Source organism: Ralstonia sp. 25C (genome assembly GCF_051904805.1).
Classification (GTDB): domain Bacteria; phylum Pseudomonadota; class Gammaproteobacteria; order Burkholderiales; family Burkholderiaceae; genus Ralstonia.
Window position 1 is genome coordinate 1,124,958 of sequence record NZ_CP196738.1, and the last position, 26,035, is coordinate 1,150,992.

Genomic DNA, 26,035 nt, shown 5'->3' on the forward strand with positions numbered 1-26,035 from the left:
CCCTCTCCTGCGAGGCTGAACATGTACAAGAAGATCCTGGTCGCTGTGGACGGTAGCGCAACCAGCAAGCTGGCCCTGGCCGAAGCTGTGCGCCTGGCCAAGGCATTCCAGAGCACCGTGCGCGCCGTGTATATCGTCGATAGCCCGGCCATGCTGTTCGATGTCGGCTATTACGACCCGGCCGAGCTGCGCAAATCGTTCATCCAGGCCGGCACGACCCTGCTGGGCGAGATTGAAGACAACCTGGCCAAGGACGGCGTGCCCCAAGAAACCGCCCTGGTGGAAACCGAAGGTATTGGCGAAGACGTGGCCGGCGCCCTGCAGCGCGACGCCACCCGGTGGGGCGCCGAGGTGGTGGTGATCGGCACGCATGGTCGCCGCGGATTGGCGCACGCGATGCTGGGCAGCGTGGCGGAAAAATTCATCCGCCAGGCCACGACACCGGTGCTGTTGGTGCGCGGTCCGGCCAAGGACTGAGCCTGTGTTGTTGCCGCGCAGGCCGACGCTCGTGCCTGCGCGTGACGGATATCATGTTGGGATCACGGGTCGCGGCCTGACAGGCGCGCGGCTCGGTTTGCCCCAAACGTATCCGTCGCCATCTCCTATGAATATCAATCCGGACGCGCCGTCGCGCCCAGCCACCCGCGCCATCCGCACCCTCACTGCCCTGGAAGGCCGCGTGCTCGGCGTCCTGGTCGAGAAGCAGCACACGGTGCCGGACACCTACCCGCTCACGCTCAACGCGCTGGCTGCCGGCTGTAACCAGAAGACCGCACGCGCCCCGGTGATGAGCGTGACCGAAGCCGAGATCCTGACCGCCATCGACGGGCTGAAATCGCTGAGCCTGGTCATGGAAGGCAGCAGCAGCCGCGTGCCGCGTTTCGAGCACAACATGAACCGCGTGCTGGGCGTGCCGAGCCAGTCCATTGCGTTGCTCACCACGCTGCTGCTGCGCGGGCCGCAAACGGCCGCTGAGCTGCGCCTGAACGCCGCGCGGTTTCACGCGTTTGCCGACATTTCGTCCGTCGAAGCGTTTCTGGAAGAACTGGCTGAGAACGCGCCGCCTTACGTCGTGAAGCTGCAGCGCGCCCCAGGCGAGCGCGAAAGCCGCTGGATGCACCTGCTGTGTGGTGAGGTCGTGCAGACCGATGTGCAGCAAGGTGCCACCGCCGACGAAGCCATTGCGCCGTCTGAGTTCGAAGCGCTAAAAGCAGAGCAGAAGCAGTTGGCCGACAAGGTGGCCCGGCTTCAGGCACTGGTCGAACAGATGGCCGGTGAGCTCGGCATCTCGATCGACCCATCGATGCTGTAACGGTGACCGGCCCGACGAAGGGTGAAGGGCCTGCCGTGTTGCCGTCCGCTTAGGCGCCTGCCGATACAAACAGCGTGCAGGCGCCTTCTTCCGCCGCCGACACATTGCGGCGGAAGCCCGAGAACAAATCCCGCCCAACGCCCGCGTGGTAGTGCGCCAGATCCGGCGTGCTGATCTGGCGAGCGTTCCACTCCGCCTCCGGCACGCGCACTTGCAGTGTGCCCGCCTCCGCATCCAGCACGACGATATCGCCATCGCGCACGCGCGCCAGCGGCCCGCCATTGAGCGCTTCCGGCGTGATGTGGATGGCCGCCGGCACCTTGCCCGACGCGCCTGACATGCGGCCGTCGGTCACCAGCGCCACCTTGAAGCCGCGCTCCTGCAGCACCGACAGCGTCGGCGTGAGCTTGTGCAGCTCGGGCATGCCGTTGGCGGCCGGGCCTTGATACGGCAGCACGGCAATGAAGTCGCGCTCCAGTTCACCGGCCTTGAAGGCGTGGATCAGGTCATCCTGCGCGAGGAACACGCGCGCCGGGGCTTCCACAAAGCGATGCTCCGGCTTGACCGCCGACACCTTGATCACCGAGCGCCCAATGTTGCCATCCAGCACGCGCAGGCCGCCGTCCGGCGAGAACGGCTCGGCCACGCCGCGCACGATGTTCGTGTCGAGCGAGGCGGCGGCCCCATCGCGCCACACCAGCTTGTCGCCGTCTAGGAAGGGCTCTTGCGCATGGCGGCGCAGGCCCTTGCCCATGATCGTCGTCACGTCGTCGTGCAGCAGGCCGGCGTCGATCAGTTCGCGAATCACGATCGACAAACCGCCCGCCGCCTGGAATTCGTTCACGTCGGCCTTGCCGTTCGGATACACGCGCGCCAGCAGCGGAATCACGCCCGACAAATCGTTGAAGTCGTCCCAAGTGAGCAGAATGCCCGCCGCACGCGCCATGGCGATCAGGTGCAGCGTGTGGTTGGTCGAGCCGCCCGTAGCCAGCAGGCCGACGATGCCGTTGACGAAGGCACGCTCATCCAGTACGTCAGCAATCGGGGTGTACTGATCACCGCTGTAGACGAGCTTGAGCACTTGGTGCGCCGCTTGCCGCGTGAGCGCCTCGCGCATGGGCGTGCCCGGGTTGATGAAGGCGGTGCCCGGCAGGTGCAGGCCCATGATCTCCATCAGCATCTGGTTGGAGTTGGCCGTGCCGTAGAACGTGCAGGTGCCTGGGCCGTGGTACGACTTGGATTCGGCTTCCAGCAAGTCGGCGCGCGAGAGCTTGCCCTCGGCGTAGAGCTGGCGCGTGCGGGCTTTCTCGTCGTTGCTGATGCCGGTGGTCATCGGGCCGGCCGGCACGAACACGGCAGGCAGGTGGCCGAACGACAGCGCGCCGATCACCAGCCCTGGCACGATCTTGTCGCACACGCCCAGGTACAGCGCCGCGTCGAACATCTGGTGCGACAGCGCCACGGCGGTGGACAGCGCAATCGTGTCGCGCGAGAACAGCGACAGCTCCATCCCGTCCTGCCCCTGCGTCACGCCATCACACATGGCCGGCACGCCGCCCGCAAACTGGGCCGTGCCGCCGGCTTCCAGCGCGGCTTCCTTGATCCACGCCGGAAATGCCTCCAGCGGCTGGTGGGCCGAAAGCATGTCGTTGTAGGCCGAGACGATGCCGATATTCGGCCGCTCCAGCGCTTTCAGGCGGATTTTGGCTTCGCCCGGCATGGCGGCAAAGCCGTGCGCGAGGTTCGTACACGAGAGCAGCGTGCGCTCGACCTTGCGGCCGGCGTTCTTGCGCGTGACGTCCAGATAGGCCTGACGGGGGCCGCGGCTGCGGTCGATGATGCGGCGGGTGACGTCGGCCACGACGCGATGCAGGCTGGGCTGGGCCATACGGGTTCTCCTGGAAGTGGGGACTGTCCGGGTGGGACGAATCCTGTAATTTTCCTACAAACGGGCCGATCGTGGGACAGGGTTTTCCACAGGTACCGTGTGGACGGCCACTCTGCCAATGCCACCGTGCACGCGAATTGCGTGCCAGAAAGCGCGCCAGCAGCCAAGCAGATTCTCAAATGACATGTCGCAAACACTTGCACGGGCAGCGTTACGCATGCCTTGCTTGCGATGTAGTAATACTACAAAATGCGCTTAAAACACGTGGTGTCTTGCTAGTCGTCTAGGCTAGCCTAATCAGTGGCTCACACACAGGAGATGACGATGTCGGTGCCCGCATTCGACATGGTGTTGTTTGGCGGTACGGGCGATCTTGCCCGCCGCAAGCTGATTCCGGCCTTGTTCGATGCGCACCAGGGTGGCGAACTGCACCCGCGCGGGCGGATCTTCGCCATCGGTACGCAGCCGCTGGAGACGTCGGGCTATCTGGCGCTGCTGGAGCGCGAAACGCGCCCGACCATGCGCCTGTATTCCGGCGCGCCCGTCTCCGACGACGCCTGGGCCTCGTTTGCCGAGCGCATCGTCTATCAACAGGTCGACGCCCGCAAACCCGAGCAATTCGACGGGCTGGCCGCCGCACTGGGCGAAGACCGCGCCCCGGTGACGGTGTGCTACCTCGCCACCGCCCCGGGCTTCTTCATCGACATCTGCGCGCAGCTCGCCCGCGTCGGGCTGAACACCCCCAACGTGCGCCTCGTGCTGGAAAAGCCGCTGGGCACGGACCTAGCCTCCAACGAGCGCATCAACTCCGCTGTGGCCGAGTACTTTGCCGAAGACCAGATCTACCGCATCGACCACTACCTCGGGAAAGAGTCGGTGCAGAACCTGATGGCGATCCGCTTCGGCAACGCGCTGTTCGAGCCGCTGTGGCGCCGCGAGTGGATCAAGGACGTGCAGATCACCATTGCCGAGCAGCTCGGCGTGGAAAAGCGCGGTGATTTCTACGACGGCGTTGGCGCGCTGCGCGACATGGTGCAGAACCACCTGCTGCAATTGCTCTGTATCGTCGCCATGGAGCCGCCGTCGAGCCTATCGCAAGACGCCATCCGCGATGAAAAGCTGAAGATCCTCAAGGCGCTCAAGCCGATTCCGCTACAAGAGGTGCCCGAGAAGACCGTGCGCGGCCAGTATCAAGAGGGCGCGATCGCCGGGCAGCCGGTGCAGGGCTATCTGCATGAGCAGGGCATTCCGCCGGACAGCCGCACCGAAACCTTCGTCGCCATCAAGGCCGAGATCGCCAACTGGCGCTGGGCCGGCGTGCCGTTCTACCTGCGCACCGGCAAGCGCATGCCGCAACGGCTGGCGGAGATCGTGGTGCGCTTCCACGATGTGCCGCACGCGCTGTTCCCCAAGCCGCTGATCCAGTTTCCGGAAAACCGCCTCGTCATCCGCCTGCAGCCGGAAGAAAGCATCCGCCTGCAGTTCCTGACGAAGACGCCGGGCGCGGCACTCGGTTTGCAGCCGGCTACGCTCGATCTGGATTTCACCGACCACGGCGGCGTACGCCACGCCGGTGCGTATGAACGCCTGCTGATGGACGCCGTCAACGGCAAGCTGGGTTTGTTCGTGCGCCGCGACGAACAGGCCGAAGCCTGGCGCTGGGTCGAGCCGATCATTGAAGCGTGGAACGAAGCGCGCACGCCGCCCAAGGGTTACACGGCGGGCAGTTGGGGCCCGGCGGCGTCGAGTGCATTGCTTTCGCGCGACAGCGCCGCCTGGCACGAGGAGATGTGATGGCGATGCGCTGGCATGCACTTCCCGACGCTACGGCCCAGGTGGCATCGCTGGCCGATGCCATCGCCGCCACGCTCACCCGCGTGATCGAGCAGCAGGGCAGCGCGTGCTTGGCTGTCTCCGGCGGGCGTTCGCCCATTGCGCTGTTCGCCGCGCTGCGTGTGTTGCCGCTGCGCTGGGCGGACGTGTCGATCACGCTGGTCGACGAACGTGCGGTCCCGCCCGAACACGCGGATAGCAACGCGCGCCTCGTCCGCGAGCATCTGTTGCAGGATGCAGCTGCCGCCGCGCGGTTCTTTCCGCTGGTGCTGTCGCCACATGTGCATGGCGACTCGGTGGATGTGGATGCGTGCGTGGCGACCGCCAACGAGCCGTTCCAGCAGCCGGATGTCGTCATCCTCGGCATGGGGGACGACGGACACACCGCGTCGCTGTTTCCCGATGCGGCGGAGCTGGATGAGGGCATCGATCGCACGCACGCGCCCGCGTACTTGCCGGTGCGCCCCGGCGTGGCACCGCATCGGCGTATCAGCTTGAATCTGTCGGCGCTGTGTGCGGCGCAGCGGTTGTTTCTGTCGATTACTGGGCCGCTCAAGCGCGGTGTGTTTGAGCAAGCCGCGCAGGGCGAGGCACAGCGTGCGCTGCCGGTGAGCTACATCATTCATCAGCGGGAGGTACCGCTCGATGTCTATTGGACTGCATGAAGTGAGCGCGGGCACTGGGGCCGATCGATTGGCCCACACGCAGGCCTACCCGCGCTTGGTGGCTGACGTGGGCGGCACCAACGTGCGCTTTGCATTGGAGATGGCGCCCATGCGCCTGGCCCATATCGGCGTGTTGGCCGGCGATGACTACCCCTCGCTCGAGGCGGCCATGCGCGCGTATCTGGCATCGCTGCCGCAGGAAATTGCCGACGCCGGCGTACGCCATGCCGCCATCGGCATCGCCAATCCGGTACTGGGCGATCAGATCCGCATGACGAATCGCGATTGGGCCTTCTCCATCGAAGCGATGCGGCAATCGCTGGGCTTCGATACCTTCGTCGTGCTCAATGACTTTGCGGCGTTGGCGCACGCGCTGCCCTATTTGCCTGCGGACGAGTTGGAGCAGGTCGGTGGCGGCGCCAGCCTTGCCGATGCGCCGCGTGCGCTGCTGGGTGCGGGAACGGGCCTGGGTGTGGCATCGCTGTTGCCTACGCCGGAAGGGCGCTACATCGCCGTGGCGGGCGAGGGCGGCCACGTGGCCTTCGCGCCGATGAATGATGAGGAAGTCGCCATCTGGCGCTTTGCGCGCGAGCGCTTCGGGCACGTGTCGGCCGAGCGGTTGATCTCGGGGATGGGCCTGGAGCTGATCTACGAAGCGCTGGGCGCCTGCTTTGACCTGTGGCAGCAGGGCCCCGCCGTGCGCCGCGCCGCCGATATCACCGCCATCGCGCTCGGCGAGATGGAAGACAGCGCCGGCGACCACGCCCGCTGCCGCTATGCCGTTGATATGTTCTGTGCATTCCTCGGCACCGTTGCAGCCAACCTGGCCGTCACCGTGGGCGCGCGCGGCGGCGTGTATATCGGCGGTGGCATCGTGCCGAAGCTCGGGCCCGCGTTCGCCAACTCACCATTCCGGCGACGTTTTGAAGACAAGGGCCGTTTCTCGGCCTATGTGGCGGCGATGCCCGTGTATGTCATCCACTCGCCGTATCCGGGGTTGATCGGTCTGTGCGCCGCCATGGACCACGCGGTGGCACAGGGGCATTGAGGGGCTGAAGCGCGCTTAGCCGCGCTTATTCCGACGGATCGGCGTGTTGGACGGTGCTGCCCTTGCGCAGTGCCACCTCCAGCACCAGCGCGTCGAGCAAGGCCAGGTGAAGCAGCCGCGCGACCATCGACCGATCGGCCGCAGCGTCATCCACATCGGCGGGCAGTACCACATCGGCCAGCATGGCCAGCGGGCTATCCGGCGCGGTGACGGCAATCACGCGCACGCCCAGTTCGCGCACGCGTTCCACCGCAGTCTGCAGTTCCGGCAACGCGCCGGACTTGGAAATGGCGATCACCACGTCGCCCGCCTGCAGCACGTTCAACGACATCGACACGAGATACGGATCGCTATACGCCTGCGCTTGGATGCCGTAGCGGAAGAACTTCGTCTGCGCATCGAGCGCCACCACGCCGGAGCTGCCGAAGCCGTACAGGTCGATGCGATGAGCGGCATCGACTAGCGCGACGGCCGCATCCAGCGCAGGCGCATCGAACCGGTCGCGCAGCGCGGCGAGTGCATCGATGGTGTCTTGCAGCACGCGCGTGCCGGAGGGCGGCGCGCTGCGGGTCGGTACGGCCTCGCGTGCGACGTTGCCGAGGTTGCCGAATTTCCCTTGCGCCAGTCGCAGCTTGAAATCCGACAGGCCATGGCAGCCCATCGAGCGGCAGAAGCGGATCACCGTTGGCTGGCTGACGCCGGCTTCACGCGCGATGGCCGCCACCGGCAGGCTGAGCACGGTGCCGGGTTGACGCAGTACCCAGTCGGCTACTTGGCGTTCTGCCGGCGTGAGCGATGGGCGCGTTGCGCGAATGCGCTCGCGCAAGTCGGCGGAAGGTTCGGCGGGGGAAGTCGTGTCTTGCGGGGCGCTCATCTGCGCGTGGGACTCAGGTGGTGGATCGCATCACGATAAAGGCAAGCGCAGCCGTGCGCAACCGCCCCGCGAGGGGTTGCTAGATGCAGCGCGCTCCAACTGCAACTGACTGTTTTTGCACTGTTGCGAGGCGAACGCGTCGGCTACGGTGAACGGCGCCCACGTCGTCACAAGCGGCGTGGTTCTGCAACGTCGTACTCCTCAAGAGGACATCCGATGCTCCGTACTGCTCTCCCCATGCAGCACCTTTCCACCCTGTGCCGTCATCTGGCATATGCATGGCCGCTGGTGCTCGCAGCCGGGCCGCTGCATGCCGCCACCGATTGGGTCGACACCCACACCAAGGCTTTCGTGACCGGCCCGCAGCTCATGGCGCGTGGCGCCGCCAACGAGGTCGCACCCGGCCAGACCACCGATGTGCTGATCAGCCTCAAACTGCGCAACGAGGCCACGCTGAAGGCGCTCGCGCACGCTGTGAACGACCCGCGCAGCCCGCACTACCGCAAGTACCTGACCAGCGAGCAGTTCCTGGCTGACCACGCGCCCACGCAGGCGCAGGTGGATGCCGTGGTGAGCTATCTGCGGCAGAACGGCTTTATCGATATCGATGTGGCGCCCAACCGGCTGCTGGTGTCGGCGCGCGGTACGGCCGGCACGGTCAAGGCAGCCTTCAACACGCCGCTGGTGCACTACCAATTGGCCGGCCGCAGCGGGTTTGCCAACAGCGGCAAGGCGCAGGTGCCGCGCGCGCTGGGCGGTATCGTCGGCTCGGTGCTGGGCCTGCAGAACGTGGCGCGTGCGCGTCCGCTGTTGCGCGTGGGTGATGTGGCAGAAGCCCGCACACTCGCGGCCGGCACTGCCACCGGCCACTATCCGAAGGAATTCCCTGCGCTGTACGGCGCGACCGGCGTACCGACGGCGGCGGGCACCACCGTTGGCGTCATCACCATCGGCGGCGTGTCGCAGACGCTGCGTGACCTGCGCACCTTCACGAGCAGCAACGGTTACGCCACGGTGTCCACCACCACGATCAAGACCAACGGCACCAGCGGCAACTACACCGACGACCAGGACGGCCAGGGCGAGTGGAACCTCGACAGCCAATCCATCGTGGGCGCGGCCGGCGGCGCGGTCGGCAAGCTGGCCTTCTACATGGCCGACCTGAACGCGCCGGGCAACACCGGGCTGACCAAGGCCTTCAACCGGGCTGTGACGGACAACACCGCCAAGATCATCAACGTGTCGCTCGGCTGGTGTGAGAACGACGCCAGCGCCGACGGCACGCTCGATGCGGAGGAAGCCATCTTCACCACTGCCGCCGCGCAGGGGCAGACATTCTCCGTGTCTTCCGGCGACGAGGGCGTCTACGAGTGCAACAACCGTGGCTATCCGGACGGCGGCAACTACAGCGTGTCGTGGCCGGCATCGTCGCCGCACGTGCTGGCCATTGGCGGGACCACGCTCTACACCAGCGGATCGAGCTTCGCCAGCGAGACCGTGTGGAACGAAGGCCTCGATGGCAACGGCAAGCTATGGGCCACGGGCGGCGGCATCAGCCAGATCCTGCCGGCGCCGAGCTGGCAGGGCGGCAATGCGCGGCTGTTGCCCGATGTGTCGTTCGATGCGGCGCAGAGCACCGGTGCCTACATCTACAACTACGGTCAACTGCAGCAGATTGGCGGCACGAGCCTGGCATCGCCCATCTTTGTCGGCTTCTGGGCACGGCTGCTGGCGGCCAACGGCAACCTGGGCTTTCCGGCGGCGCGCCTGTACAGCGCTATTCCGGCCAACGCGTCGCTGCTGCGCTATGACGTGGTCTCGGGCAACAACGGCTACCAGGGCTACGGCTACAACGCGGCCCAGGGCTGGGATTACCCGACGGGTTGGGGTAGCCTGAACATCGGCGCGTTGAACCAGTTGATCAAATCCGGCGGATTCTGATGCGGCGATGATGTTGCGGGCGGTTTTGCACAAAGCGCGAACCGCCCGCGCGGCGGTTCTACAATGAGCCTTCCCCGGCTTATTTTGATTCGTCATGCGCGTACTGCTCGTAGAAGACGACGACATGATCGGCGACAGCGTGCGCAAGGGTTTGCGCCACGACGGCTTTGCCATCGATTGGGTGCGCGACGGCGAGGCCGCACTGCATGCCGTGACGGCGCCCGGCGCCGCCTCGAGTGCCTCTGGCCCGGAAGTGGGCGCTTCCATGTTCGACCTGATGTTGCTCGACCTCGGCCTGCCCAAACGCGATGGGCTCGATGTGGTGCGTGAGTTGCGCCAGCGCGGCATTGCCATTCCCATCCTGATCCTCACCGCACGCGACGCGGTCGCTGACCGAGTGGCCGGCTTGAATGCGGGTGCGGACGACTACCTCGTCAAACCGTTCGACCTGCAGGAACTGGCCGCACGCATGCATGCGCTGCTGCGCCGGCAGGGCGGTCGGGCCGACCCGCTCTTGCGCCACGGCGACGTGCTGCTCAACCCGGTCACGCGGGAGGTGCTGCGCGCCGGTGTGCCGGTCAAGCTGTCGGGGCGCGAGTTTGCGGTGTTGCATGCGCTGCTGGCGCGGCCGGGCAAGGTGTGGTCGATCGCGCAGTTGCAGGACAACCTCTACGGCTGGGGCGAAGAGGTCGGCAGCAATACGGTGGAGGTCTACATCCATGCGCTGCGCAAGAAGCTCGGCAGCCACTTCATCCAGAACATCCGCGGCGTGGGGTATGTGATCCCGCGAGAGATGCCCACGCCGCCTGCGGAACCTGCCGACCACAAAGACCACCAATAGCCCATGCAATCCATTCGCAAAACATTGCTCTGGTGGCTGGCTGGCGGTTTGCTGGCCGGCATCGTCGTCGCCACGGGGCTGATCTACGCGCAGGCGCGCCAGGAAGCCAACGCGCTGTTCGACTATCAGATGCAGCAAGTGGCCGCCGCGCTGCCCAGCCAGTGGATCGACCCGCCGCCGCCCGCGCTGGCGGGTATCGCGCGTGATGACGATGTCGTGATCCGCATCTGGGACGGCACGGGCCGCAGCCTCTATCTTTCGCACGCGCGGCCGAATTTGCCGGAGCAGGTGGAACTGGGCTTTTCCGATGCCAATACGCCCGAAGGGCCGTGGCGCGTGTACAGCGTCGCCTTTGGGCCTGCCGTGGTGCAGATCGCGCAGCCGTACAGCGCACGGCACGCGGTCGCGGCGCGCATGGCACTGCGCACGGTGGCGCCGCTGTTGATTCTGCTGCCGTTGCTCGGCTGGATCGTGTGGCTGGCGGTCGGGCGCGGGTTGGCACCGCTGGGCTCGGTAGCCAACCAGGTGCAGGCGCGCGATGCGGCCGCGTTGTCGCCACTGCCCACGCAAGGCCTGCCTGATGAAATCCGCCCGCTCACCAACGCGTTGAATGATCTGCTGGCGCGTCTCGGTACTGCGCTTGCGCATCAGCGTGCATTTGTCGCCGATGCCGCGCATGCGCTGCGCACGCCGCTGGCTGCGCTCAAGCTGCAGTTGCAGGTGGCCGATCGCGCGCAAGACGAAGAGGAACGCCGCGCCGCGCATGCCGATCTGCATCGCGGTGTGGAGCGCATGATTCGTCTAGTTGGCCAGTTGCTGACGCTCGCGCGGCAGGAACCCGGCGCCGCCGATACGCAACGCGCGCCGGTTGCCCTGGATGCGGTGGCGGCCGAGGTGGTGGCGGAGTTGTCCCCGGCGGCCGTCCACAAGGGCATCGACCTTGGCGTCGACATGGCATCGCAGCCCGCGTCTGTTTTGGGCAATGCGGATGCGTTGCGCGTGCTGCTGGTCAACCTCGTCGATAACGCGCTGTGCTATTGCCCGCGCGGTGCGCGCGTGGATGTCTCGACCGGCCACACGCCGGACGGTGGTGTGCAACTGGTGGTGGAGGACAACGGCCCCGGCATCCCGGAGGAAGAGCGCGAGCGCGTGCTCGACCGCTTCTATCGCCCCACCCAGGCGCCGACCGGCGGCAGCGGCCTGGGCCTGGCCATCGTGCGCGAGATTGCGCAGGCGCACGACGCCACGCTGGCATTGGAGGCGCATGAAGGTGGTGGGCTGCGTGTGGTGCTGCGCTTTCCGTTCAGGGCGGGCACCTGATGTGACACCTCAGGCAACCCGAAACACTTTGTTTCGTGTGATGCCCGAGGCTTTAAGTCTCGTTTAAGTCTGCGTGCCTACGATGCTTGCAACCGATGGGCACGACAGGCAACCCGCCAGCCGTGGCCCTCGGTTCAGCATGAGAGGACACGACAATGACACGCCAAACCCTGGCACGCAGCGCGGCCGGCCTGGCTGCGGTGATCGCGGTTGCGGGCGGCTATGCCTATCTGCAGAAAGACATGATTTCGCGTGCGGTGGCCGCCCCCGTGGCGCCGGTGATGGCGTCTGCTGCGGCGTCTGCCACGGCCACGCCGCCGGTGGCCGTCGCCGCCCCGATGGATTTCTCCGGCATTGTCGAGCGCTACGGCCCGGCGGTGGTCAACATCAGCACCACCGCGCATGCGCAGCGCACCAGCATGCAAGGGCTGCCGCCCGGCATGAGCCCGGATGATCCGTTTGCCGAATTCTTCAAGCGCTTCATGCCGCAAATGCCGCAGCAGCGCGGCGACCAGATCGTGCGCGGGCTGGGCTCGGGCTTTATCGTCTCGGCCGATGGGCTGATCCTCACCAACGCACACGTGGTCGACGGGGCGCAGGAGGTCAACGTCAAGCTGACCGATCGCCGCGAGTTCAAGGCCAAGGTGCTCGGCGTGGACAAGCAATCGGACATTGCCGTGCTGCGCATCTCGGCCAAGAACCTGCCCGTGGTGCAGATCGGGAGCCCCGCCAACACCAAGGTGGGCGAGCCGGTGGTGGCGATTGGCTCGCCGTACGGTTTCGAGAACACTGTGACGGCAGGCATCGTGAGCGCCAAGTCGCGCGCGCTGCCGGACGACACCTACGTGCCGTTCATCCAGACCGACGTGGCCGTGAACCCCGGCAACTCGGGCGGCCCGCTGTTCAATCAGCGGGGTGAAGTCATCGGCATCAACTCGCAGATCTACAGCCAGACTGGCGGCTACCAAGGCCTGTCGTTTGCCATTCCGATCGACGTGGCGATGAAGGTGGAGCAACAGCTCGTTACCACCGGCAAGGTCACGCGCGGTCGCCTTGGCATTGCGGTGCAGGAGGTCAATCAGTCGCTGGCAGATTCGTTCAATCTGCCCAAACCCGAGGGCGCGCTGGTCAACTCGGTGGAGCCGGACGGCCCCGCCGCCAAGGCCGGCCTGCAACCCGGTGACGTGATTCTGCAGATCAACGGCGCGCGCATTGACCGCTCGGGCGATCTGCCGGAACAGGTGGCCGACATCAAACCGGGCAGCACGGTGCCGCTGCAGATCATCCGCCAGGGCAAGCCGACCACGTTGACGGTCACCATCGGCGCGGCCAAGGATACGAAGGTGGCAGCCAATGAAAAGGCCGCGCCCGATCAGGGTCGCCTGGGTTTGGCCGTGCGCCCGCTGCAACCGGAAGAAAAGCGCCAGAGCGGCCTGCCGGGTGGCCTGGTGGTGATGGAGGCGAGCGGCCCGTCGGCCAAGGTCGGCATCCAGCCGGGCGATGTGATCCTGTCGCTCAACGGCACACCGGTGTCGTCGGCACAGGAGCTGCGCACGCTGGTCGAACGTGCCGGCAAGCATGTCGCCCTGCTGGTGCAGCGGGATGATACGAAGATCTTCGTGCCGGTGGACCTGGGCTGACATCCGCCCCTGACGGGCTACTTCGACGCGCCTTGCTGGGGCGACGGGTTCAACGGCAGGCGCCAGAGGTCGTACCGCTCTTCGCCTGCCTTGACCGCGCCCGCAAAGTGCAGGTTCAGCCGGCTGGAGGTCACCACCAGGGCGCCGTCGGGAGCGATCGTCGGCGTGTCCGGCCAGGAAATGCCGTCATCCGCCGCTACCAGCGTCATCGCCTTTGTGGCGGGGTCGTACCGGACGATGCCGTTGCGCGTCACGTCGGTGATGTACAGCCGGCCGTCGGCGTCGGTGACAATGCCGTCCGTGTTGCCGCCCACGTCGCCAATGCTGTGCACGGCGGCGGCGACCTCCGCGCGATTGGCCTTCGGGTTGCGCAGCACGTGCGTGGCAATCGCATGCGCGTGCTGGCCCGTGGTGACAGTCCAATACAGCGTGCGCGCGTCTGGCGACAGCGCAATGCCATTGATGCCCAGCACGAGCGGCTTGCCCGGCCAGACTTCTGTACCGTGCGACATGACCTTGGCGCCCGGTTCCGACAACAGGCTCGGATGCCGATCGAGCAAGCGGCGCGCGCGGCCCGATGTGAAATCCACAACAATCAACCCTGCCTGATTGGCTGGCGCGCTGCGCAGGCCGCTGTCCGACACATAGGCCACCTTGCGGGCTTCATCGACCACGATGTCATTGAGGAAGCTGCCCTTGCGGTCTGCCACGGCATCCAGGCCGATACGCTTGACCAGCCGGCCGGTATCGAGCGCATACACCATGATCTTCTGCGCGCCTTCGGGGGCCTCGCTCTCGCCCGCCACAAAGCCTTGATCGAGTGCCCACAGCCAACCGTTGCGCCGGTCGATGTAGAAGCCGAGCACGTTGCGAAGGTGCTGATCCGGCGCACCGGCCACGGCATTGTCTTGCGTTGACGGAAACGCCGTCAGCCGCGCCGGCCCGGAGGTCGTGCGTGTGTCCAGCACGCTCAACGTGGCAGGCGCATCCGCAGACAGCACCCGGGGCGTGCTGACAAACGCCCGGCCTTGCAGGTCGAAGTGGATGCCGACAATCGGCGCGTTGACCGAACTCGCATCGGCCGCGACGTTGCCGCCCTCGTTGGCGGGTGCCCAGGTCACGCCTGTATAGCTGCGCCAGTGCTCGAGCGATGCGCGCTCGGACGGTTGCGTGGGTTGCACTGCCATGGCGGACGTGCTGTATGCGGCTGCCAGCAGCGCGGCAGCCAGGGTAAGGCGATGGCGATTCATCATCGTGATCCAAAAATGGGGAGGGATCGCTGCAAAAGCAGCGCCTTGAAGGTGGTGTGACACCAGGGCCGGCTTGCGGGAGAGGGCTTACGCGCTGACCGGGTGGCCGAGCAGCAAGTCACGCATGGCTGCCCCCACGCCCGTCGCAGACTGCGGGTTCTGGCCGGTGACGAGGCGCCCGTCCACGACAACGTTGGCGGTCCAGTCCGGCGCGGGGTGATGCGTTGCCCCGCGCTGCACCAGCGTGCTGGCGAGCAGGAACGGCACCACCTGGTCCAGTTGAACCGCGCGCTCTTCGCTGTCCGTAAAGGCGCTGACGTCTTTGCCCGCCACGAGGTAGGCACCATCGCTGAGCTTGACGTTGACCAGTGCCGCGGGGCCGTGGCAAACGGCACCCACTACACCACCCGCCTCGTAGATCGCGCGCGTGACGTGCGATACGGCGGCGCTGTCCGGGAAGTCCCACATCGTGCCATGGCCGCCGGCAAAGAAGATGGCCGAATACCGGCTCGGGTCGATATCGCCCAGGCGTTGCGTCTGGCGGACGGCGTTGCGGAAGGTCGTGTCGTTCCAGTAGCGGGCGTTGACGGCATCGTTCAAGTCCAGGCCATCCACCGGCGGCTCCCCGCCTTGGATCGAAGCAAACTCCACTGCAATGCCGGCGGCCTCCAGCTCCGCCAGCGGGTGTGTGACCTCGCCCAGGTAATAGCCGGTCGGCTTGCCCGTGCTTCCCTTGGTTCCGTGGCTGGTCAGCACGAACAGAACGGGTTGGATGGCGGGGTGGGTGTTGGTGTGCATGGTTTCAGTCCTTTCTGGTGGGGGTTGCATTGGTGTGACGACACTGTATTGATGGCTCAAGTGGCGATAAACTGCCGATCCAGACAATCATTTGTTCTTGAAGCGACAAAATGAGCCGGAAGTTTGATTACCTGGGCGATGTCGAAGCATTTCTGGCGGTGGCCGAGCACGGCTCGTTTACGGCGGGGGCGGTGGCGCTGTCGACCACGCCCTCGGTGCTCAGCCGTGCCGTCACCCGGCTGGAGGCGCGCCTGGACAACCAATTGCTGCGCCGGACCACGCGCCGGATCGGGTTGACCGATGCGGGCCGGCTGTATCTAGAGCAGGCGCGCGCCGCCTTTACGCTGCTCGACGAGGCTGAGCGCGAGGCCCAGGGGGAAGAGGGCGAACTCAAGGGGCGTGTGCGGCTGAGCGTGCCCACTACGTACGGCCACTACCGTCTGCCGCCGTTGCTGGCCCGGTTTGCGCAGTCGCACCCCAGTGTTCGTGTTGAGCTGAACATCACGAACAGAAACGTCGATCTGGTGGCCGAAGGGTTTGACCTGGCCATCCGGCTTGGGCATCTGCCCGACAGCGGATTGGTGGCGCGCAAGCTGGAAGATGCGGCGTTGTGTTTGGTGGCTTCGCCCGATTACCTGCAGCGCTCAGGTTGGCCCAAAAGATTGGACGACCTCCACCAACACATCTGTCTGCCGTTCGTGATGCCGAGTACCGGCCGGATGGTGCCGTGGGTGTTTAAGGAGGAAGAGCGGGATGTCGAATGGCTGCCGCCTTCCACCATTCAGGTTTCAGGCGATGTGTTGGGCGTGGTATCCCTGGCCGCGCAGGGCGTGGGCATCTGCCAAAGCTATGACTTCATCGTCCGCCGACAGCTTGAGCAGGGCAGCCTCGTTGAACTGTTGCCGGCACTACGTGGCCGGACACGCCCCTTCTCGGTTGTCTACGCACCGCATCGCAGACAATCCGCCGCGACACGAGCGTTGATCGATGTGCTGACATCGAGCGAACATCATCGCAGCGCGTGAATCGATGCGCGGCCGGCGCCCACGCGGGGGCTCAGCGTTTGACGCAGAGCCGTGCGGTAGCGCGGTCCAGGGCGATGCGGTGCAGCGTGTCGAGCGCCTTCTCGCGTGCGACGGTTTCGATGTCGCGCGCCACCTGCGTCGGGCAATCCGCGCCGTTGCGGGCGGGGCCGGCGTCATGCAAGGTCTGCAGAATCGCCTTCTGCAAAGTATCCAGGCGCGGCCGGATGACGTCCGGCAGGCTCTGGCGCGGCGCGGTTGGCGCGGCACCGGCGCGGCGCCAGTCATTGAGCAGGGCGTATTGCACTTCCTTGTTGGCTTCGATCTGATCGGCAAACACGTCTGCCGCATCCGGCGCCACCAAGCCGTAAGTGGGCGCCATGGCCGAGACGTTGGCAATGACCTTGGCTTCGCGCTCCGGGTCATAGACCGATTGGCTGGTGTCCCACTTGCTCAGCGCAACCTGATCGGCGGTGACGAGGCGGTCGGCCAGATGCCGAAGCAGGGGAGCAAAGGCGCCTTCCTGGGCACCGGCCTGGGTCGCACACCCGGCCATGAGCCAACCGGCACAGAGGAGTGCGGCCGCCGGGCGGGCCATGGAGCGCTTGAGAACGGGCGTCATGCTGAATGTCCTGTCACGAAGAGTCGCCATGATACCGAAGCGGGGCGCGCTCCGGCCGCGATGCGGTGCTACAAGTGCGCGCCGGCATTGCGTTTGCACGTGCCGTTCGCCTTAAACCCAGGTATCATGCGGGCTACGCGCCAACCGTGTCTGCAAAGCCAGACGTGGCGCAAGCTTTGAGCGTACGACAATGGATTTCAACCCCGATCTGGAAGGTTTGCCGCTGTTCGCCAAACCCGCATTCGGCTGGGAGGATTCGGTGTCGGCATCGCCAGCCGAAATACCCCCCGCCAAACCCCGCCGCCCGCGCCAATGGCGCGGTCCCATCACCCACTGGGAACGCGGCTACCGCTCCCACTATTACCGCGACAAGCGCGGCAAGAAGCTCGGCGAAATCCACCTCAGCCCGCGCGGCGAGGCGCCGCTTCTCTACCGCTGGCTGGCCGGCACGCTGTCGGGCATCGAAGGCTCGCTCTCGCACGCGCGCATACGGGTGGAAGAGGCGATCGGGTTTGGGATGCGGCAGATGGCGTTGTTCTGACGCGGCCAGGCGTCGCCAGGGTAGACCTCAGTCGAATGCGCGCCAGCATTCCAGCCCAGGAGTTCCGCTTTGACAGCCATCCCCGATACCCTGTTGTGCCTGTGTGGCCGCGTGCAATTGCGCATTGCCGGTGCGCCGGCCGCCCGCGCCAATTGCCACTGCAACGCCTGCCGCGATTTCTATGGCACCCCGATGCTTTCCGCCACCGCGTGGGATCCGGCCCAAGTCACCGTTGAACGTGGCGCGGACGATCTCGTAGTGTTTCAACATCCTGCGCGCCAGCTCAAGCGCCATTTCTGCCGCCACTGCGGCGAGACACTCTTCGGCAACAACCGGCTCGGTATGGCGGTGATCCCCAACAGCCTGTTTGCGCGCGCCGCACAGAACGCGCTGCCCGACATGTTGGCCCCGACCATGCACCTGTTCTACCGACACCGCGTGGTGGACGTGGCCGATGCGTTGCCAAAGTATCTCGACGGGTGGGACGGACCCCTACACGAAGCGACCTGATCACCGCGATTCGGGCACGGCCGATGCGTCAACCTGGGGTTCACCACGAAGAGGAGAACCCCATGCCGACCATCGTTCGCATCTTTACCGACCACGCCGCGGCCGAGGCGGCCCGCCAAGCAGTGCTGAACACCGGCCTCACGCTGGAGCGTGTGGCGCTGTCGCATCAGGCCGACGAAGCAGGCGCCGTGTGCGGCAACTTCCTCTGCGGCGACTACGAACCCGGCGGCGAGATCGCCGAAACCTACGAACGCAAGTTCCAGAATGTCGTGATCGGCGGCCGCTTCCTGCTGACCATCGACGCGGAGCCTGCGCAGGTGGACGCGGCCGAGGCGGCATTGCAGGCAACCGGCGGACACGCTGTCGATGATCTTGGCCCCAAGCCCTGAATCTGTGTGGCGGCTCTAGAATGCAGGCACCGCCTCTATCGCCTCAGCGCACAAACGCACCATGTCCATCGACTCGACCCTGCCGACATTGCGTTCGGCCCTCGCGCCCACGGGTGCGCTGCGCGCTTCCATCAACACGGGCAACCCGATCCTCGCGAAGCTGGATGCGCAGGGGCAGGCGGTGGGTGTGTCGGTGGACTTGGCCCACGCGCTGGCCGAGCGCCTGGGCGTGGCGTTGAAACTGGTCGTAGTGGATGCGGCCGGCAAGTCGGTCGACGTGGTGTCGCAGGAGCAGGCCGACATCGGCTTCTTCGCCATCGACCCGCGCCGCGCGGCCAGCATCTCGTTCACCGAACCCTACGTTCTGATTGAGGGCTACTACCTCGTGCGCAATGACTCGCCTATCCGCACCAATGCCGATGTAGACCGCGCGGGCAATCGCGTGGTGGTCGGCAAGGGCAGCGCGTACGACCTGTATCTCACGCGCGAATTGCAACATGCGGAGATCGTGCGGGCGCCCACCTCGCCCACGGTGGTACAGACCTTCATCGACACGCACAGTGAGGTGGCGGCCGGCGTCAAGCAACAGCTCGAAGCCGATGCCGCCAACGTACCGGGCCTGCGCTTGCTGGATGAACGCTTCATGGTGATCCGTCAGGCGATGGGTGTGCCGACCAGCCGGGGTGCGCAGGCCGCGGCGTATGTCGCCGGATTTGTGGAAGACATGAAGGCATCGGGCTTTGTTGCGCAGGCGCTCCAACGACATGGGGTAACGGGAGTCACGGTCGCACCGGCAACGAAGCATCCGGGCGCGATTGTTTCGCAGCTTTCTGGTCACGCCTGAACGCAAGCACGCCTCGTTCATGACCTCTCGCCGCAACAAGACCATGCTTTCGGGCATGCTCGGCCGCTTTGTTCAGGAGTACGGGCGCAAGAGCCAGAAGGGTGTTGAGCCAAACGACCGACACTATGACCGCAAGGTCGAACTGCTGATGAAGCGGCTTCCTGCTGAAGAGCTGTCCGAGTTGTTGTCGGAGTCGACACCGGATCGTCCTCCCATATCACGGCTGGAGTTGGAAGCGCTCTTGGCGAATGAACTCGAACACTGCACTGGGGCGCAGCGCGAGTTTTTTGCTCTCCACAGCGTGGCGCCTCATGCCGTGCCGATCCGGCGCTTGAATGCGATCGATGAGGTCTACGTGGTCGCGGTGTTTGGCGCCGATGTTCTCTACTACGAGGATGTGGAGGAGGGTTTCGAGCTTGCGCAGCTGGATGCGGAAGGCATGATTCCCGAGCATCGGTGCAATCAGTTCGATCTTGCACAGGCGCTTGCCCAACTTGAGTACGCAAAGTAGCCAAGTTGGCGCCGTGCCCCACCACCCGGTGATGTCCCCCACCCACCGCTTTCCGTAGAATCCCCGCCACAGAAGACTTTGCGGGAGTCCCCATGCTGGATCCAGGCGTCGCCATTGCTACGTCGGCGCTGATGAGCTTTGTACTCCTGGGGCTGCTCGGTTCGTTGCTGCGCTCCGGCAAGGCCGGCATTGCGGAGTGGTTTGGCGCCAACCTGGCGGTGGTGCTGGCGCTGCCCATGATCCTGCTGCGCGGGTCGATTCCCGATGCGCTGTCTGTCGTTGTTGCGAACGTGTTGCTGGCATTGGGTGGGGCGGCTTATTACGTGGGCTGCGCGCGTTTTCTTGGGCGACGGTCGCACTGGCCGCTCCTGTTGACAGGTGTGGCGGCGGTTGGGGCGGCAGTGATCTACTGGCGCTACGTTGTCGACAGTATTCCCATGCGCGTGTTTGCCACCACGCTGTTTTCAGCCGCGTTCTGTACGGCGCTCGCCTGGATGTTGATGCGGCACGCGCCCGCTGGCCGACCGACCTATCCGTATCGCGTGACCGCCGGCATTGCGTTGACGTTCGGCGCCTGCCAACTCACGCGCGGCCTCTACTTCTTGACCCTGGGCACCGCGTCCAATCCCACCATGTTCGCCACGCCGATCAGTGTGCTGCTGCTGGTGGTGGCCGCGGCCATCATGCCCATCCTGTCGATGTCGGCGATGTTGATGGTGCACGACGCGCTGCTGGCCGATGCGCGCGACGCCGCCAACCGCGATTTCCTGACCGGTGCGCTATCACGACAGGGTTTCGAGGCGCTGGCGCGACGCCATGTGGCGCGCATGCAGGTACAGGCTCGGCCGCTGTCGTTGCTGCTTCTGGATCTGGACTATTTCAAACGCATCAACGACACGCTCGGCCATGCCGGTGGTGACGCCGTGCTGCGCGCGTTTGTGCAGATGGCGCATATGCAGCTGCGGCCGACGGACGTCCTGGGCCGAATCGGCGGCGAAGAGTTTGCACTGCTGCTGCCCGACACCAGCCTGCAAGACGCCGTGCCCATTGCGGAGCGGTTGCGCAAGGCCGCCGCCGCGCAAGTGGTGGCGGTGGGGACGGGCGCGGAGGCCTGCCGCTACAGCTTCAGCGGCGGGGTTGCCGCGTGGCAGCCGGGTGAAACGTATGACCGCCTGAGCGCCCGTGCCGACCACGCGTTGTACGACGCCAAGAATTTGGGGCGTGATCGCGTTAGCGTTGCTGCGAGCGCTTAGCGCTTACACGGTCAGCAGGTCGCGCGGATGCTCGAGCAGCGGCGTGCCGGTGTGCCGCTGCAACGCATCCGGCGCGGTATAGCCCCAAGCGACGCCACGAAAAGCGATACCTGCCGCGCGAGCGGCATCGGCGTCGCGCATCTCATCGCCCACATACAAGACCTCTTCTTTGGAGATGCCAGTCGCCGCCACGAGCGATGACAGCTTGCGCGCCTTGCCGAACACGGAAATGCCGCAATAGAACGGGTCGATGAGTCGGGCGGTTGGGCCCAGCACCGCACGCACCGTGTCTTCTGCGTTGGACGTGGCGATGGCTAGGCGTACGCCGCGAGCGGCGAGCGTCTCCAGCGTTTGCGCCACGTCGGCAAACAGCGTGGTCTGGGCAATGCGGCCGCGCATCCGCTGCCGCATGTCGAGCGTGATGGCCGGCGCCTTCCATAGGGGAACGCCCAACATGCGCATCACGCCGCGTGCCGAAGTGCCGCGCGCTTGCTCTAACTCCGCGCCCGCGAGCGTGCGGAAGCCGTGCTTGGCCGACGCGGCATTCAGCGCGTCGATGAAGAGGTCAAACGAATCGGCAAGGGTGCCGTCGAAATCGAATGCGATGAGGCGATAGGGCATGGTGTATCTGGTATGCATCCGGCGGTGGCCGGGGCGCCGATTCTATCCACGGTCATTGCTCTGGCGAAACGGGGTGGGCGTCTGCCGTCAGCCAATTGAAACGTCGGAAACGTAAGGCACGCACAATGCGCTCGGCGTAGCATCCTCTTCCCCAATTTCGAGAGGAGTGCCCGCGCCATGTCAAAGACCCAGTACTACGCTGCCACCAGCCTCGACGGTTATATCGCCACGCACGACCATTCGCTGGATTGGTTGATGCAGTTCGGCTCGCTCGAAGGTACGAGCTACGACGGTTTCATCCGCGATGTTGGAGCGCTGGCGATGGGCGCATCCACCTACCTGTGGTTGTTGCGCGAGCTTGTGCGCCCAAGCGGAGCGGACCCGCAGCCGTGGCCGTATACGCAGCCGGCGTGGGTGTTTACTTCACGCGAGTTGCCCACGGTGGAAGGTGCAGACATTCGCTTCGTACAGGGGGATGTCGCGCCGGTGCATCGGGAGATGCTTGCCGCAGCCGATGGCCGCAACGTATGGATCGTCGGTGGTGGCGAGCTGGCCGGTCAGTTTCTCGATCGTGGCTTGCTCGATGAACTGATCGTGCAGGTGATGCCCGTCGTGTTGGGCACAGGTCTGCCGCTGCTGCCGCGCACGATCGTCACGCCGCCGTTGAAGCTGACTTCTGCGGTGCCGTACAAGAACACGTTCGTCGAAATGCGGTACGACGTTGTGCGCGGGTAGTGCCGGCCGCCACGTAAAATCGCCACACCAAAACAACACCCGGGGGTTGAATTGATACGTAAAGGGATCGCGATTGTGGTTGGCGTCATGCTGTCGACGTCTGCGCTGGCGGATAGCCGCGAAGAAAAAGTGCAGAAGCTGATGGAGGCACAAGGACTGGTCAAGACGTTCGATCAGGCGTTGGCAAGCAGTCGTGAATACGGCCGCAAGCAGGCCAACGAAATGATGGCGCAGATGCTCAGTGGTCTGAACCCGGATGAGACTTTTCGCAAGCGCTTTCAAGAGGCGATGGAGTTGTTCATGAACGACCTGCAACCGCCTTGGAACGCGCAGGAAATCGTCCAGACGTGGGGGCAGGTGTTTGGTGCAAAGTTCACCGATGAGGAGCTGGATCAGTTGATCGCGTTCTATTCATCGTCGCTCGGCCAGAAGGAGGTGGCGGCGTCGCGCGATGCCATGCCTGTGTTTTCTAGGCTTTTCCAAGATCGCTATAAGCCGATTCAGGAACGGGCAATCTCGAAATTTATTGACCGCGCGAAATTGATTGCGCAGGAATGTCGCTGCGATCGCTAGCGTCAGGTGCGAGCCGCTGCCTCTGATTCTTCGCAGCGGCTCTCACGCCCCGAGGTCATACGGCCGCGTCATGATCTCCAGAAAATGCCCATCCGGATCATCGAAGTACAGCCCGCGCCCGCCGTTGTGCGCGTAGGTTTCTCCCTCGCGTCTCTTTGCAGGGTCGGCCCAGTAGGTCAGCCCTTTCGCCTGGATGCGTGCGAACGCACGGTCAAATTCAGCATCGCTGATGAGGAAGGCGTAGTGCTGCTTGGCGATCGGTTTGTCGCTGTCAAAGAAATCGAGCGACACGCTGTTCGAGAGCGGCACAACCAGCATCTGGCCGAATGGAATCGGCTCGGGCAGGTCAAGGATGTCGCGCAGGAAGCGTGTGGACTTCTGCTTGTCGCGGCACCAGACGATGGTGTGGTTCAACTCGATGGGCATGGGCGTGCCTCCACGGCGGTGTTGCTTCAACGATAGACCACGCCCGGGCGCGCGCAAGGTGCGTCGCGCCAGCAAGTTACCTGCCTGCAAAGCCTGATAGGGCGCCGGTTCTGGCGCGGCGGCACGGTGTGGTTTTGCGCAAAACCTGTCGGCTTGACAACGCTGTCGGCGTCTCCTTTTCTGGACTGGCTTTCGGTCCACCAGGCAGGAGACAACGATGCATCGACAGACTCACTTTTTCATTCGGCGCCGCGCGGCACACTTGGCGGCATGGTTGACACTGGGGTTCGCGGCTTCTTCCGCGCTGGCGGATGTCGGTGTCGGTGCTGCATTGCCGCCATCGCCCGACAAGCTTTACGGCGACCTGTTTGTCGCCGTGCAGACCGCGCAGGTGTATCCGGATCAGAAGACCTTTGTCGATGCGGTGCCCAAGGCCACGCCCGCTGTCATCGTGCAGGCGTACCAGGCACAGAAAAACGTGCCGGGCTTCTCGCTCAAGGCGTTTGTCGACCAATACTTCACGCCGCCGGTCGATACGCCTGTCACGCCGCCTGCGGGGCAGACGTTGCGTGCGCATATCGACTGGCTGTGGCCGGCGCTCACGCGCACCACGACGACAGCACCCAACAACAGCTCACTCGTTCCATTGCCGAAGCCGTACGTGGTGCCCGGCGGGCGCTTTCGCGAGGGCTACTACTGGGACACCTATTTCACCATGCTCGGCCTGCAGGAGGCCGGCCGCGAAGACCTGGTCGACAACATGCTCGACAACTTCGCCTATGCCATCGACCAGTTTGGGCATATCCCCAACGGCAATCGCACGTACTACCTGAGCCGATCGCAGCCACCGTTCTTCGCGTTGATGGTGGAGCTTGCCGCGCAGCAGGAGGGTGACGCCGCGCTCAAGCGCTACCTGCCGCAACTGCGCAAGGAATATGCGTACTGGATGCGCGGTGCGGCCACCACGCCCGCCGGGCAGGCGAGCAGCAACGTCGTCGTGATGCGGGATGGCACTGTGCTCAATCGCTACTGGGATGACCAAGACACGCCGCGCCCCGAGTCCTATCTGCAAGACGTGACCACCGCGCAGCAAACACCTGGCCGCCCCGCCAACGAGGTGTGGCGCGACCTGCGTGCGGCAGCCGAGAGCGGCTGGGATTTCAGCTCGCGCTGGTTTGGCGACAACGCTACGTTGGCCACCATCCGCACCACGTCCATCGTGCCGGTTGACCTGAACAGCCTGATGTTCCAGCTCGAGAAGACCATCGCGCGCGGCTGCACGGCGGCGCGGGATTTTGCCTGCACGGTGGAATATTCCGTACGTGCCGGCAAACGCGCTATCGCCATCGAGCGCTACCTGTGGCACCCCGCCGGCTACTACGCCGACTACGACTGGCAGCTCGGCCGCATCCGCGACAACAAGTCCGCCGCGATGACGTATCCGCTGTTCGTCGGTGCCGCGCGGCCGGACCGTGCCTGGAAGACCTTGCAATGGACGCAGCAAGCGCTGCTGCAGGTGGGTGGATTGTCGACCACCACCTTCAAGACCGGCCAGCAGTGGGATGCTCCTAACGGCTGGGCACCGCTGCAATGGATTGCGTTGCGAGGCGCGCAGAAATACGGCTGGCAACCGCTCGCGCAGGCAATTGGCGAGCGCTTTCTCGGCAGCGTCGAGCAGCTCTATGCCAGCCAGCAGAAGCTCGTCGAGAAATACATCGTCGATGGAACCGGCACCGGTGGCGGCGGTGGCGAGTATCCGCTGCAGGATGGTTTTGGCTGGACCAACGGCGTCACGCTCAAGCTGCTGGATGTGTACGGTCGCGGGCAGTAAGCTGGTGGCCTCATCCGCCCCAGCGAGCCCCGTGCATGCCCATTGAACTTGACCGCGACGTCCGCGAAGAGGCTGTTCAATCCATCCAGCGCTATTTCAGCGAGCACATGGACGAGCGCATCGGCAACATCCAGGCCGGTGCGCTGCTGAGCTTCTTTCTGGAGGAGATCGGCCCCGTGGTCTACAACCTCGCCGTGCAACAGGTGCAGGAACGCCTGCACATGCGCGTGGCGGAGCTGGACTACGAGTGCCACCAGGAGCCCTTCGAATACTGGAAGAAATTCGACAAGCGCCGATAGTTCCCGGCTACCATGCGCGGATTCCACTGCTGGGGCCGCTTCGCTTCCATGTCTTCCTTGCGCGCATTCTTCAGCACCGCCTTCCGCTGGCAGCGAGGCCGCCAGGGCACGGGCTACGACAAGATGCTGCTGGCCACCGCGCTGTGGCCCATCCCGTTCGACACCTATCTGATCCGCTATCCGGACGGTTCGGAGATCCCGCCGCATACTGACCCGGTCTCCAACGGCCGGCACTATCGGCTGAACATCGTACTGAAGTCGCCGCGCGCGGGCGGTGAGTTTATTTGCGCGAACCCGATCTTCCAGACGCGGCGCATCAAGCTGTTCCGGCCCGATGCGTGCGAGCACAGCGTGACGCGTGTGGTGGGCGGCAGCCGGTATGTGTTGTCGGTGGGGTGGGTGTTGGGGCGAGGCCGCACCTAGGTTTGCGGCGCATTTGCGTTGCCAA

General features: G+C 65.2%; 28 protein-coding genes. 21 read left to right on the forward strand and 7 right to left on the reverse strand.

Going from position 1 to position 26,035, the window contains the following annotated elements; all coding sequences use genetic code 11:
- Positions 1-21: 21 nt before the first annotated feature.
- Positions 22-477: a universal stress protein gene (locus ACS7SF_RS23500; RefSeq protein ID WP_439892896.1), complete on the forward strand. Its 456-nt coding sequence runs from the start codon at positions 22-24 to the stop codon at positions 475-477.
- Positions 478-604: 127 nt separating this feature from the next.
- Positions 605-1,312 carry a YceH family protein gene (locus tag ACS7SF_RS23505; RefSeq protein WP_439892897.1) on the forward strand — a complete coding sequence of 236 codons (708 nt, stop codon included), beginning with the start codon at positions 605-607 and terminating at the stop codon, positions 1,310-1,312.
- A gap of 49 nt (positions 1,313-1,361) precedes the next feature.
- Here the strand turns inward: ACS7SF_RS23505 and edd are convergent, their stop codons facing one another.
- Positions 1,362-3,200 carry a phosphogluconate dehydratase gene (gene edd, locus ACS7SF_RS23510; RefSeq protein ID WP_439892898.1) on the reverse strand — a complete coding sequence of 613 codons (1,839 nt, stop codon included), beginning with the start codon at positions 3,198-3,200 and terminating at the stop codon, positions 1,362-1,364.
- Positions 3,201-3,524: 324 nt separating this feature from the next.
- Between edd and zwf the strand changes: the two genes are divergently transcribed.
- Genes zwf through ACS7SF_RS23525 form a run of 3 tightly spaced genes read left to right on the forward strand, consistent with a single transcriptional unit; the run spans position 3,525 to position 6,746 of the window.
- Complete coding sequence (zwf, locus tag ACS7SF_RS23515; RefSeq protein ID WP_439892899.1) at positions 3,525-4,994, forward strand: glucose-6-phosphate dehydrogenase; 1,470 nt, start codon at positions 3,525-3,527, stop codon at positions 4,992-4,994.
- Positions 4,994-5,698, forward strand: a complete 705-nt coding sequence (pgl, locus tag ACS7SF_RS23520) for a 6-phosphogluconolactonase (protein ID WP_439892900.1) — start codon at positions 4,994-4,996, stop codon at positions 5,696-5,698. Before zwf ends, pgl begins: the two co-directional genes overlap by 1 nt.
- Entirely contained in the window at positions 5,679-6,746 is a 1,068-nt protein-coding gene (locus tag ACS7SF_RS23525; RefSeq protein ID WP_439892901.1) for a glucokinase, read from the forward strand. The genes pgl and ACS7SF_RS23525 overlap by 20 nt, the downstream gene beginning before the upstream one ends.
- A 25-nt stretch (positions 6,747-6,771) precedes the next feature.
- Here ACS7SF_RS23525 and ACS7SF_RS23530 read toward each other — a convergent pair whose 3' ends face one another.
- Positions 6,772-7,620, reverse strand: a complete 849-nt coding sequence (locus tag ACS7SF_RS23530; RefSeq protein WP_439892902.1) for an SIS domain-containing protein — start codon at positions 7,618-7,620, stop codon at positions 6,772-6,774.
- A 216-nt stretch (positions 7,621-7,836) separates the two neighbouring features.
- Here ACS7SF_RS23530 and ACS7SF_RS23535 point away from each other — a divergent pair, with 216 nt between their 5' ends.
- From ACS7SF_RS23535 to ACS7SF_RS23550, 4 genes are all read left to right on the forward strand, one after another.
- Positions 7,837-9,561, forward strand: coding sequence for a S53 family peptidase (locus ACS7SF_RS23535; RefSeq protein WP_439892903.1), 1,725 nt, complete (start codon positions 7,837-7,839; stop codon positions 9,559-9,561).
- A gap of 94 nt (positions 9,562-9,655) precedes the next feature.
- Positions 9,656-10,402: a response regulator transcription factor gene (locus ACS7SF_RS23540; RefSeq protein ID WP_439892904.1), complete on the forward strand. Its 747-nt coding sequence runs from the start codon at positions 9,656-9,658 to the stop codon at positions 10,400-10,402.
- A gap of 3 nt (positions 10,403-10,405) precedes the next feature.
- Entirely contained in the window at positions 10,406-11,722 is a 1,317-nt protein-coding gene (locus ACS7SF_RS23545; protein ID WP_439892905.1) for an ATP-binding protein, read from the forward strand.
- Positions 11,723-11,877: 155 nt separating this feature from the next.
- On the forward strand, positions 11,878-13,362 hold the full coding sequence (locus tag ACS7SF_RS23550; protein WP_439892906.1) for a DegQ family serine endoprotease: 1,485 nt from the start codon (positions 11,878-11,880) through the stop codon (positions 13,360-13,362).
- 17 nt (positions 13,363-13,379) lie between these two features.
- On the opposite strand, the gene ACS7SF_RS23555 is transcribed toward ACS7SF_RS23550, so the two are convergent.
- Together ACS7SF_RS23555 and ACS7SF_RS23560 are read right to left on the reverse strand one after the other, a co-directional pair.
- Positions 13,380-14,612: an L-dopachrome tautomerase-related protein gene (locus ACS7SF_RS23555; protein WP_439894465.1), complete on the reverse strand. Its 1,233-nt coding sequence runs from the start codon at positions 14,610-14,612 to the stop codon at positions 13,380-13,382.
- Between the two features lie 87 nt (positions 14,613-14,699).
- Entirely contained in the window at positions 14,700-15,410 is a 711-nt protein-coding gene (locus ACS7SF_RS23560; protein ID WP_439892907.1) for a type 1 glutamine amidotransferase domain-containing protein, read from the reverse strand.
- Between the two features lie 110 nt (positions 15,411-15,520).
- Between ACS7SF_RS23560 and ACS7SF_RS23565 the strand changes: the two genes are divergently transcribed.
- Entirely contained in the window at positions 15,521-16,435 is a 915-nt protein-coding gene (locus ACS7SF_RS23565; RefSeq protein WP_439892908.1) for a LysR family transcriptional regulator, read from the forward strand.
- A 31-nt stretch (positions 16,436-16,466) separates the two neighbouring features.
- On the opposite strand, the gene ACS7SF_RS23570 is transcribed toward ACS7SF_RS23565, so the two are convergent.
- The gene (locus ACS7SF_RS23570; RefSeq protein WP_439892909.1) at positions 16,467-17,054 is read right to left on the reverse strand and encodes a chorismate mutase; all 588 of its coding nucleotides are present in this window, start codon (positions 17,052-17,054) and stop codon (positions 16,467-16,469) included.
- Between the two features lie 190 nt (positions 17,055-17,244).
- On the opposite strand from ACS7SF_RS23570, the gene ACS7SF_RS23575 reads away from it, so the two are divergent.
- The 6 genes from ACS7SF_RS23575 (at position 17,245) to ACS7SF_RS23600 (ending at position 21,102) form a co-directional block, all read left to right on the forward strand.
- Positions 17,245-17,595 (forward strand): hypothetical protein, encoded by a 351-nt coding sequence (locus tag ACS7SF_RS23575; RefSeq protein ID WP_439892910.1) that lies wholly within the window; start codon positions 17,245-17,247, stop codon positions 17,593-17,595.
- A gap of 69 nt (positions 17,596-17,664) precedes the next feature.
- Positions 17,665-18,105: a GFA family protein gene (locus ACS7SF_RS23580; RefSeq protein WP_439892911.1), complete on the forward strand. Its 441-nt coding sequence runs from the start codon at positions 17,665-17,667 to the stop codon at positions 18,103-18,105.
- 62 nt (positions 18,106-18,167) lie between these two features.
- Positions 18,168-18,494: a hypothetical protein gene (locus ACS7SF_RS23585; RefSeq protein WP_439892912.1), complete on the forward strand. Its 327-nt coding sequence runs from the start codon at positions 18,168-18,170 to the stop codon at positions 18,492-18,494.
- Positions 18,495-18,555: 61 nt separating this feature from the next.
- The gene (locus ACS7SF_RS23590) at positions 18,556-19,338 is read left to right on the forward strand and encodes an ABC transporter substrate-binding protein (protein WP_439892913.1); all 783 of its coding nucleotides are present in this window, start codon (positions 18,556-18,558) and stop codon (positions 19,336-19,338) included.
- 19 nt (positions 19,339-19,357) lie between these two features.
- Complete coding sequence (locus ACS7SF_RS23595; RefSeq protein ID WP_439892914.1) at positions 19,358-19,849, forward strand: hypothetical protein; 492 nt, start codon at positions 19,358-19,360, stop codon at positions 19,847-19,849.
- A 92-nt stretch (positions 19,850-19,941) separates the two neighbouring features.
- Positions 19,942-21,102: a GGDEF domain-containing protein gene (locus tag ACS7SF_RS23600; RefSeq protein WP_439892915.1), complete on the forward strand. Its 1,161-nt coding sequence runs from the start codon at positions 19,942-19,944 to the stop codon at positions 21,100-21,102.
- Positions 21,103-21,105: 3 nt separating this feature from the next.
- Here ACS7SF_RS23600 and ACS7SF_RS23605 read toward each other — a convergent pair whose 3' ends face one another.
- Positions 21,106-21,723 (reverse strand): HAD-IA family hydrolase, encoded by a 618-nt coding sequence (locus ACS7SF_RS23605; protein ID WP_439892916.1) that lies wholly within the window; start codon positions 21,721-21,723, stop codon positions 21,106-21,108.
- A gap of 177 nt (positions 21,724-21,900) precedes the next feature.
- Here ACS7SF_RS23605 and ACS7SF_RS23610 point away from each other — a divergent pair, with 177 nt between their 5' ends.
- Positions 21,901-22,458 (forward strand): dihydrofolate reductase family protein, encoded by a 558-nt coding sequence (locus ACS7SF_RS23610; RefSeq protein ID WP_439892917.1) that lies wholly within the window; start codon positions 21,901-21,903, stop codon positions 22,456-22,458.
- A gap of 87 nt (positions 22,459-22,545) precedes the next feature.
- Positions 22,546-23,031, forward strand: coding sequence for a DUF2059 domain-containing protein (locus tag ACS7SF_RS23615; RefSeq protein ID WP_439892918.1), 486 nt, complete (start codon positions 22,546-22,548; stop codon positions 23,029-23,031).
- A 42-nt stretch (positions 23,032-23,073) separates the two neighbouring features.
- Here ACS7SF_RS23615 and ACS7SF_RS23620 read toward each other — a convergent pair whose 3' ends face one another.
- Positions 23,074-23,457, reverse strand: coding sequence for a VOC family protein (locus ACS7SF_RS23620; protein WP_439892919.1), 384 nt, complete (start codon positions 23,455-23,457; stop codon positions 23,074-23,076).
- A gap of 217 nt (positions 23,458-23,674) precedes the next feature.
- Here ACS7SF_RS23620 and treA point away from each other — a divergent pair, with 217 nt between their 5' ends.
- The 3 genes from treA to ACS7SF_RS23635 are packed head-to-tail and all read left to right on the forward strand — an operon-like array spanning position 23,675 to position 26,010.
- Positions 23,675-25,288, forward strand: coding sequence for an alpha,alpha-trehalase TreA (treA, locus tag ACS7SF_RS23625; RefSeq protein WP_439892920.1), 1,614 nt, complete (start codon positions 23,675-23,677; stop codon positions 25,286-25,288).
- A 35-nt stretch (positions 25,289-25,323) separates the two neighbouring features.
- Positions 25,324-25,587, forward strand: a complete 264-nt coding sequence (locus ACS7SF_RS23630; protein ID WP_439892921.1) for a DUF2164 domain-containing protein — start codon at positions 25,324-25,326, stop codon at positions 25,585-25,587.
- A gap of 48 nt (positions 25,588-25,635) precedes the next feature.
- Positions 25,636-26,010, forward strand: a complete 375-nt coding sequence (locus tag ACS7SF_RS23635; RefSeq protein WP_439892922.1) for a 2OG-Fe(II) oxygenase — start codon at positions 25,636-25,638, stop codon at positions 26,008-26,010.
- The last annotated feature ends 25 nt before the right edge of the window (positions 26,011-26,035 follow it).

Excerpts from the sequence above, each read along its gene's own strand:
- ACS7SF_RS23500 (WP_439892896.1), top strand. The coding sequence starts at position 22 with ATGTACAAGAAGATCCTGGTCGCTGTGGACGGTAGCGCAACCAGCAAG.
- ACS7SF_RS23505 (WP_439892897.1), top strand. The coding sequence starts at position 605 with ATGAATATCAATCCGGACGCGCCGTCGCGCCCAGCCACCCGCGCCATC.
- edd (WP_439892898.1), bottom strand. The coding sequence starts at position 3,200 with ATGGCCCAGCCCAGCCTGCATCGCGTCGTGGCCGACGTCACCCGCCGC.
- zwf (WP_439892899.1), top strand. The coding sequence starts at position 3,525 with ATGTCGGTGCCCGCATTCGACATGGTGTTGTTTGGCGGTACGGGCGAT.
- pgl (WP_439892900.1), top strand. The coding sequence starts at position 4,994 with ATGGCGATGCGCTGGCATGCACTTCCCGACGCTACGGCCCAGGTGGCA.
- ACS7SF_RS23525 (WP_439892901.1), top strand. The coding sequence starts at position 5,679 with ATGTCTATTGGACTGCATGAAGTGAGCGCGGGCACTGGGGCCGATCGA.
- ACS7SF_RS23530 (WP_439892902.1), bottom strand. The coding sequence starts at position 7,620 with ATGAGCGCCCCGCAAGACACGACTTCCCCCGCCGAACCTTCCGCCGAC.
- ACS7SF_RS23535 (WP_439892903.1), top strand. The coding sequence starts at position 7,837 with ATGCTCCGTACTGCTCTCCCCATGCAGCACCTTTCCACCCTGTGCCGT.
- ACS7SF_RS23540 (WP_439892904.1), top strand. The coding sequence starts at position 9,656 with ATGCGCGTACTGCTCGTAGAAGACGACGACATGATCGGCGACAGCGTG.
- ACS7SF_RS23545 (WP_439892905.1), top strand. The coding sequence starts at position 10,406 with ATGCAATCCATTCGCAAAACATTGCTCTGGTGGCTGGCTGGCGGTTTG.
- ACS7SF_RS23550 (WP_439892906.1), top strand. The coding sequence starts at position 11,878 with ATGACACGCCAAACCCTGGCACGCAGCGCGGCCGGCCTGGCTGCGGTG.
- ACS7SF_RS23555 (WP_439894465.1), bottom strand. The coding sequence starts at position 14,612 with ATGAATCGCCATCGCCTTACCCTGGCTGCCGCGCTGCTGGCAGCCGCA.
- ACS7SF_RS23560 (WP_439892907.1), bottom strand. The coding sequence starts at position 15,410 with ATGCACACCAACACCCACCCCGCCATCCAACCCGTTCTGTTCGTGCTG.
- ACS7SF_RS23565 (WP_439892908.1), top strand. The coding sequence starts at position 15,521 with ATGAGCCGGAAGTTTGATTACCTGGGCGATGTCGAAGCATTTCTGGCG.
- ACS7SF_RS23570 (WP_439892909.1), bottom strand. The coding sequence starts at position 17,054 with ATGACGCCCGTTCTCAAGCGCTCCATGGCCCGCCCGGCGGCCGCACTC.
- ACS7SF_RS23575 (WP_439892910.1), top strand. The coding sequence starts at position 17,245 with ATGGATTTCAACCCCGATCTGGAAGGTTTGCCGCTGTTCGCCAAACCC.
- ACS7SF_RS23585 (WP_439892912.1), top strand. The coding sequence starts at position 18,168 with ATGCCGACCATCGTTCGCATCTTTACCGACCACGCCGCGGCCGAGGCG.
- ACS7SF_RS23590 (WP_439892913.1), top strand. The coding sequence starts at position 18,556 with ATGTCCATCGACTCGACCCTGCCGACATTGCGTTCGGCCCTCGCGCCC.
- ACS7SF_RS23595 (WP_439892914.1), top strand. The coding sequence starts at position 19,358 with ATGACCTCTCGCCGCAACAAGACCATGCTTTCGGGCATGCTCGGCCGC.
- ACS7SF_RS23600 (WP_439892915.1), top strand. The coding sequence starts at position 19,942 with ATGCTGGATCCAGGCGTCGCCATTGCTACGTCGGCGCTGATGAGCTTT.
- ACS7SF_RS23605 (WP_439892916.1), bottom strand. The coding sequence starts at position 21,723 with ATGCCCTATCGCCTCATCGCATTCGATTTCGACGGCACCCTTGCCGAT.
- ACS7SF_RS23610 (WP_439892917.1), top strand. The coding sequence starts at position 21,901 with ATGTCAAAGACCCAGTACTACGCTGCCACCAGCCTCGACGGTTATATC.
- ACS7SF_RS23615 (WP_439892918.1), top strand. The coding sequence starts at position 22,546 with ATGCTGTCGACGTCTGCGCTGGCGGATAGCCGCGAAGAAAAAGTGCAG.
- ACS7SF_RS23620 (WP_439892919.1), bottom strand. The coding sequence starts at position 23,457 with ATGCCCATCGAGTTGAACCACACCATCGTCTGGTGCCGCGACAAGCAG.
- treA (WP_439892920.1), top strand. The coding sequence starts at position 23,675 with ATGCATCGACAGACTCACTTTTTCATTCGGCGCCGCGCGGCACACTTG.
- ACS7SF_RS23630 (WP_439892921.1), top strand. The coding sequence starts at position 25,324 with ATGCCCATTGAACTTGACCGCGACGTCCGCGAAGAGGCTGTTCAATCC.
- ACS7SF_RS23635 (WP_439892922.1), top strand. The coding sequence starts at position 25,636 with ATGTCTTCCTTGCGCGCATTCTTCAGCACCGCCTTCCGCTGGCAGCGA.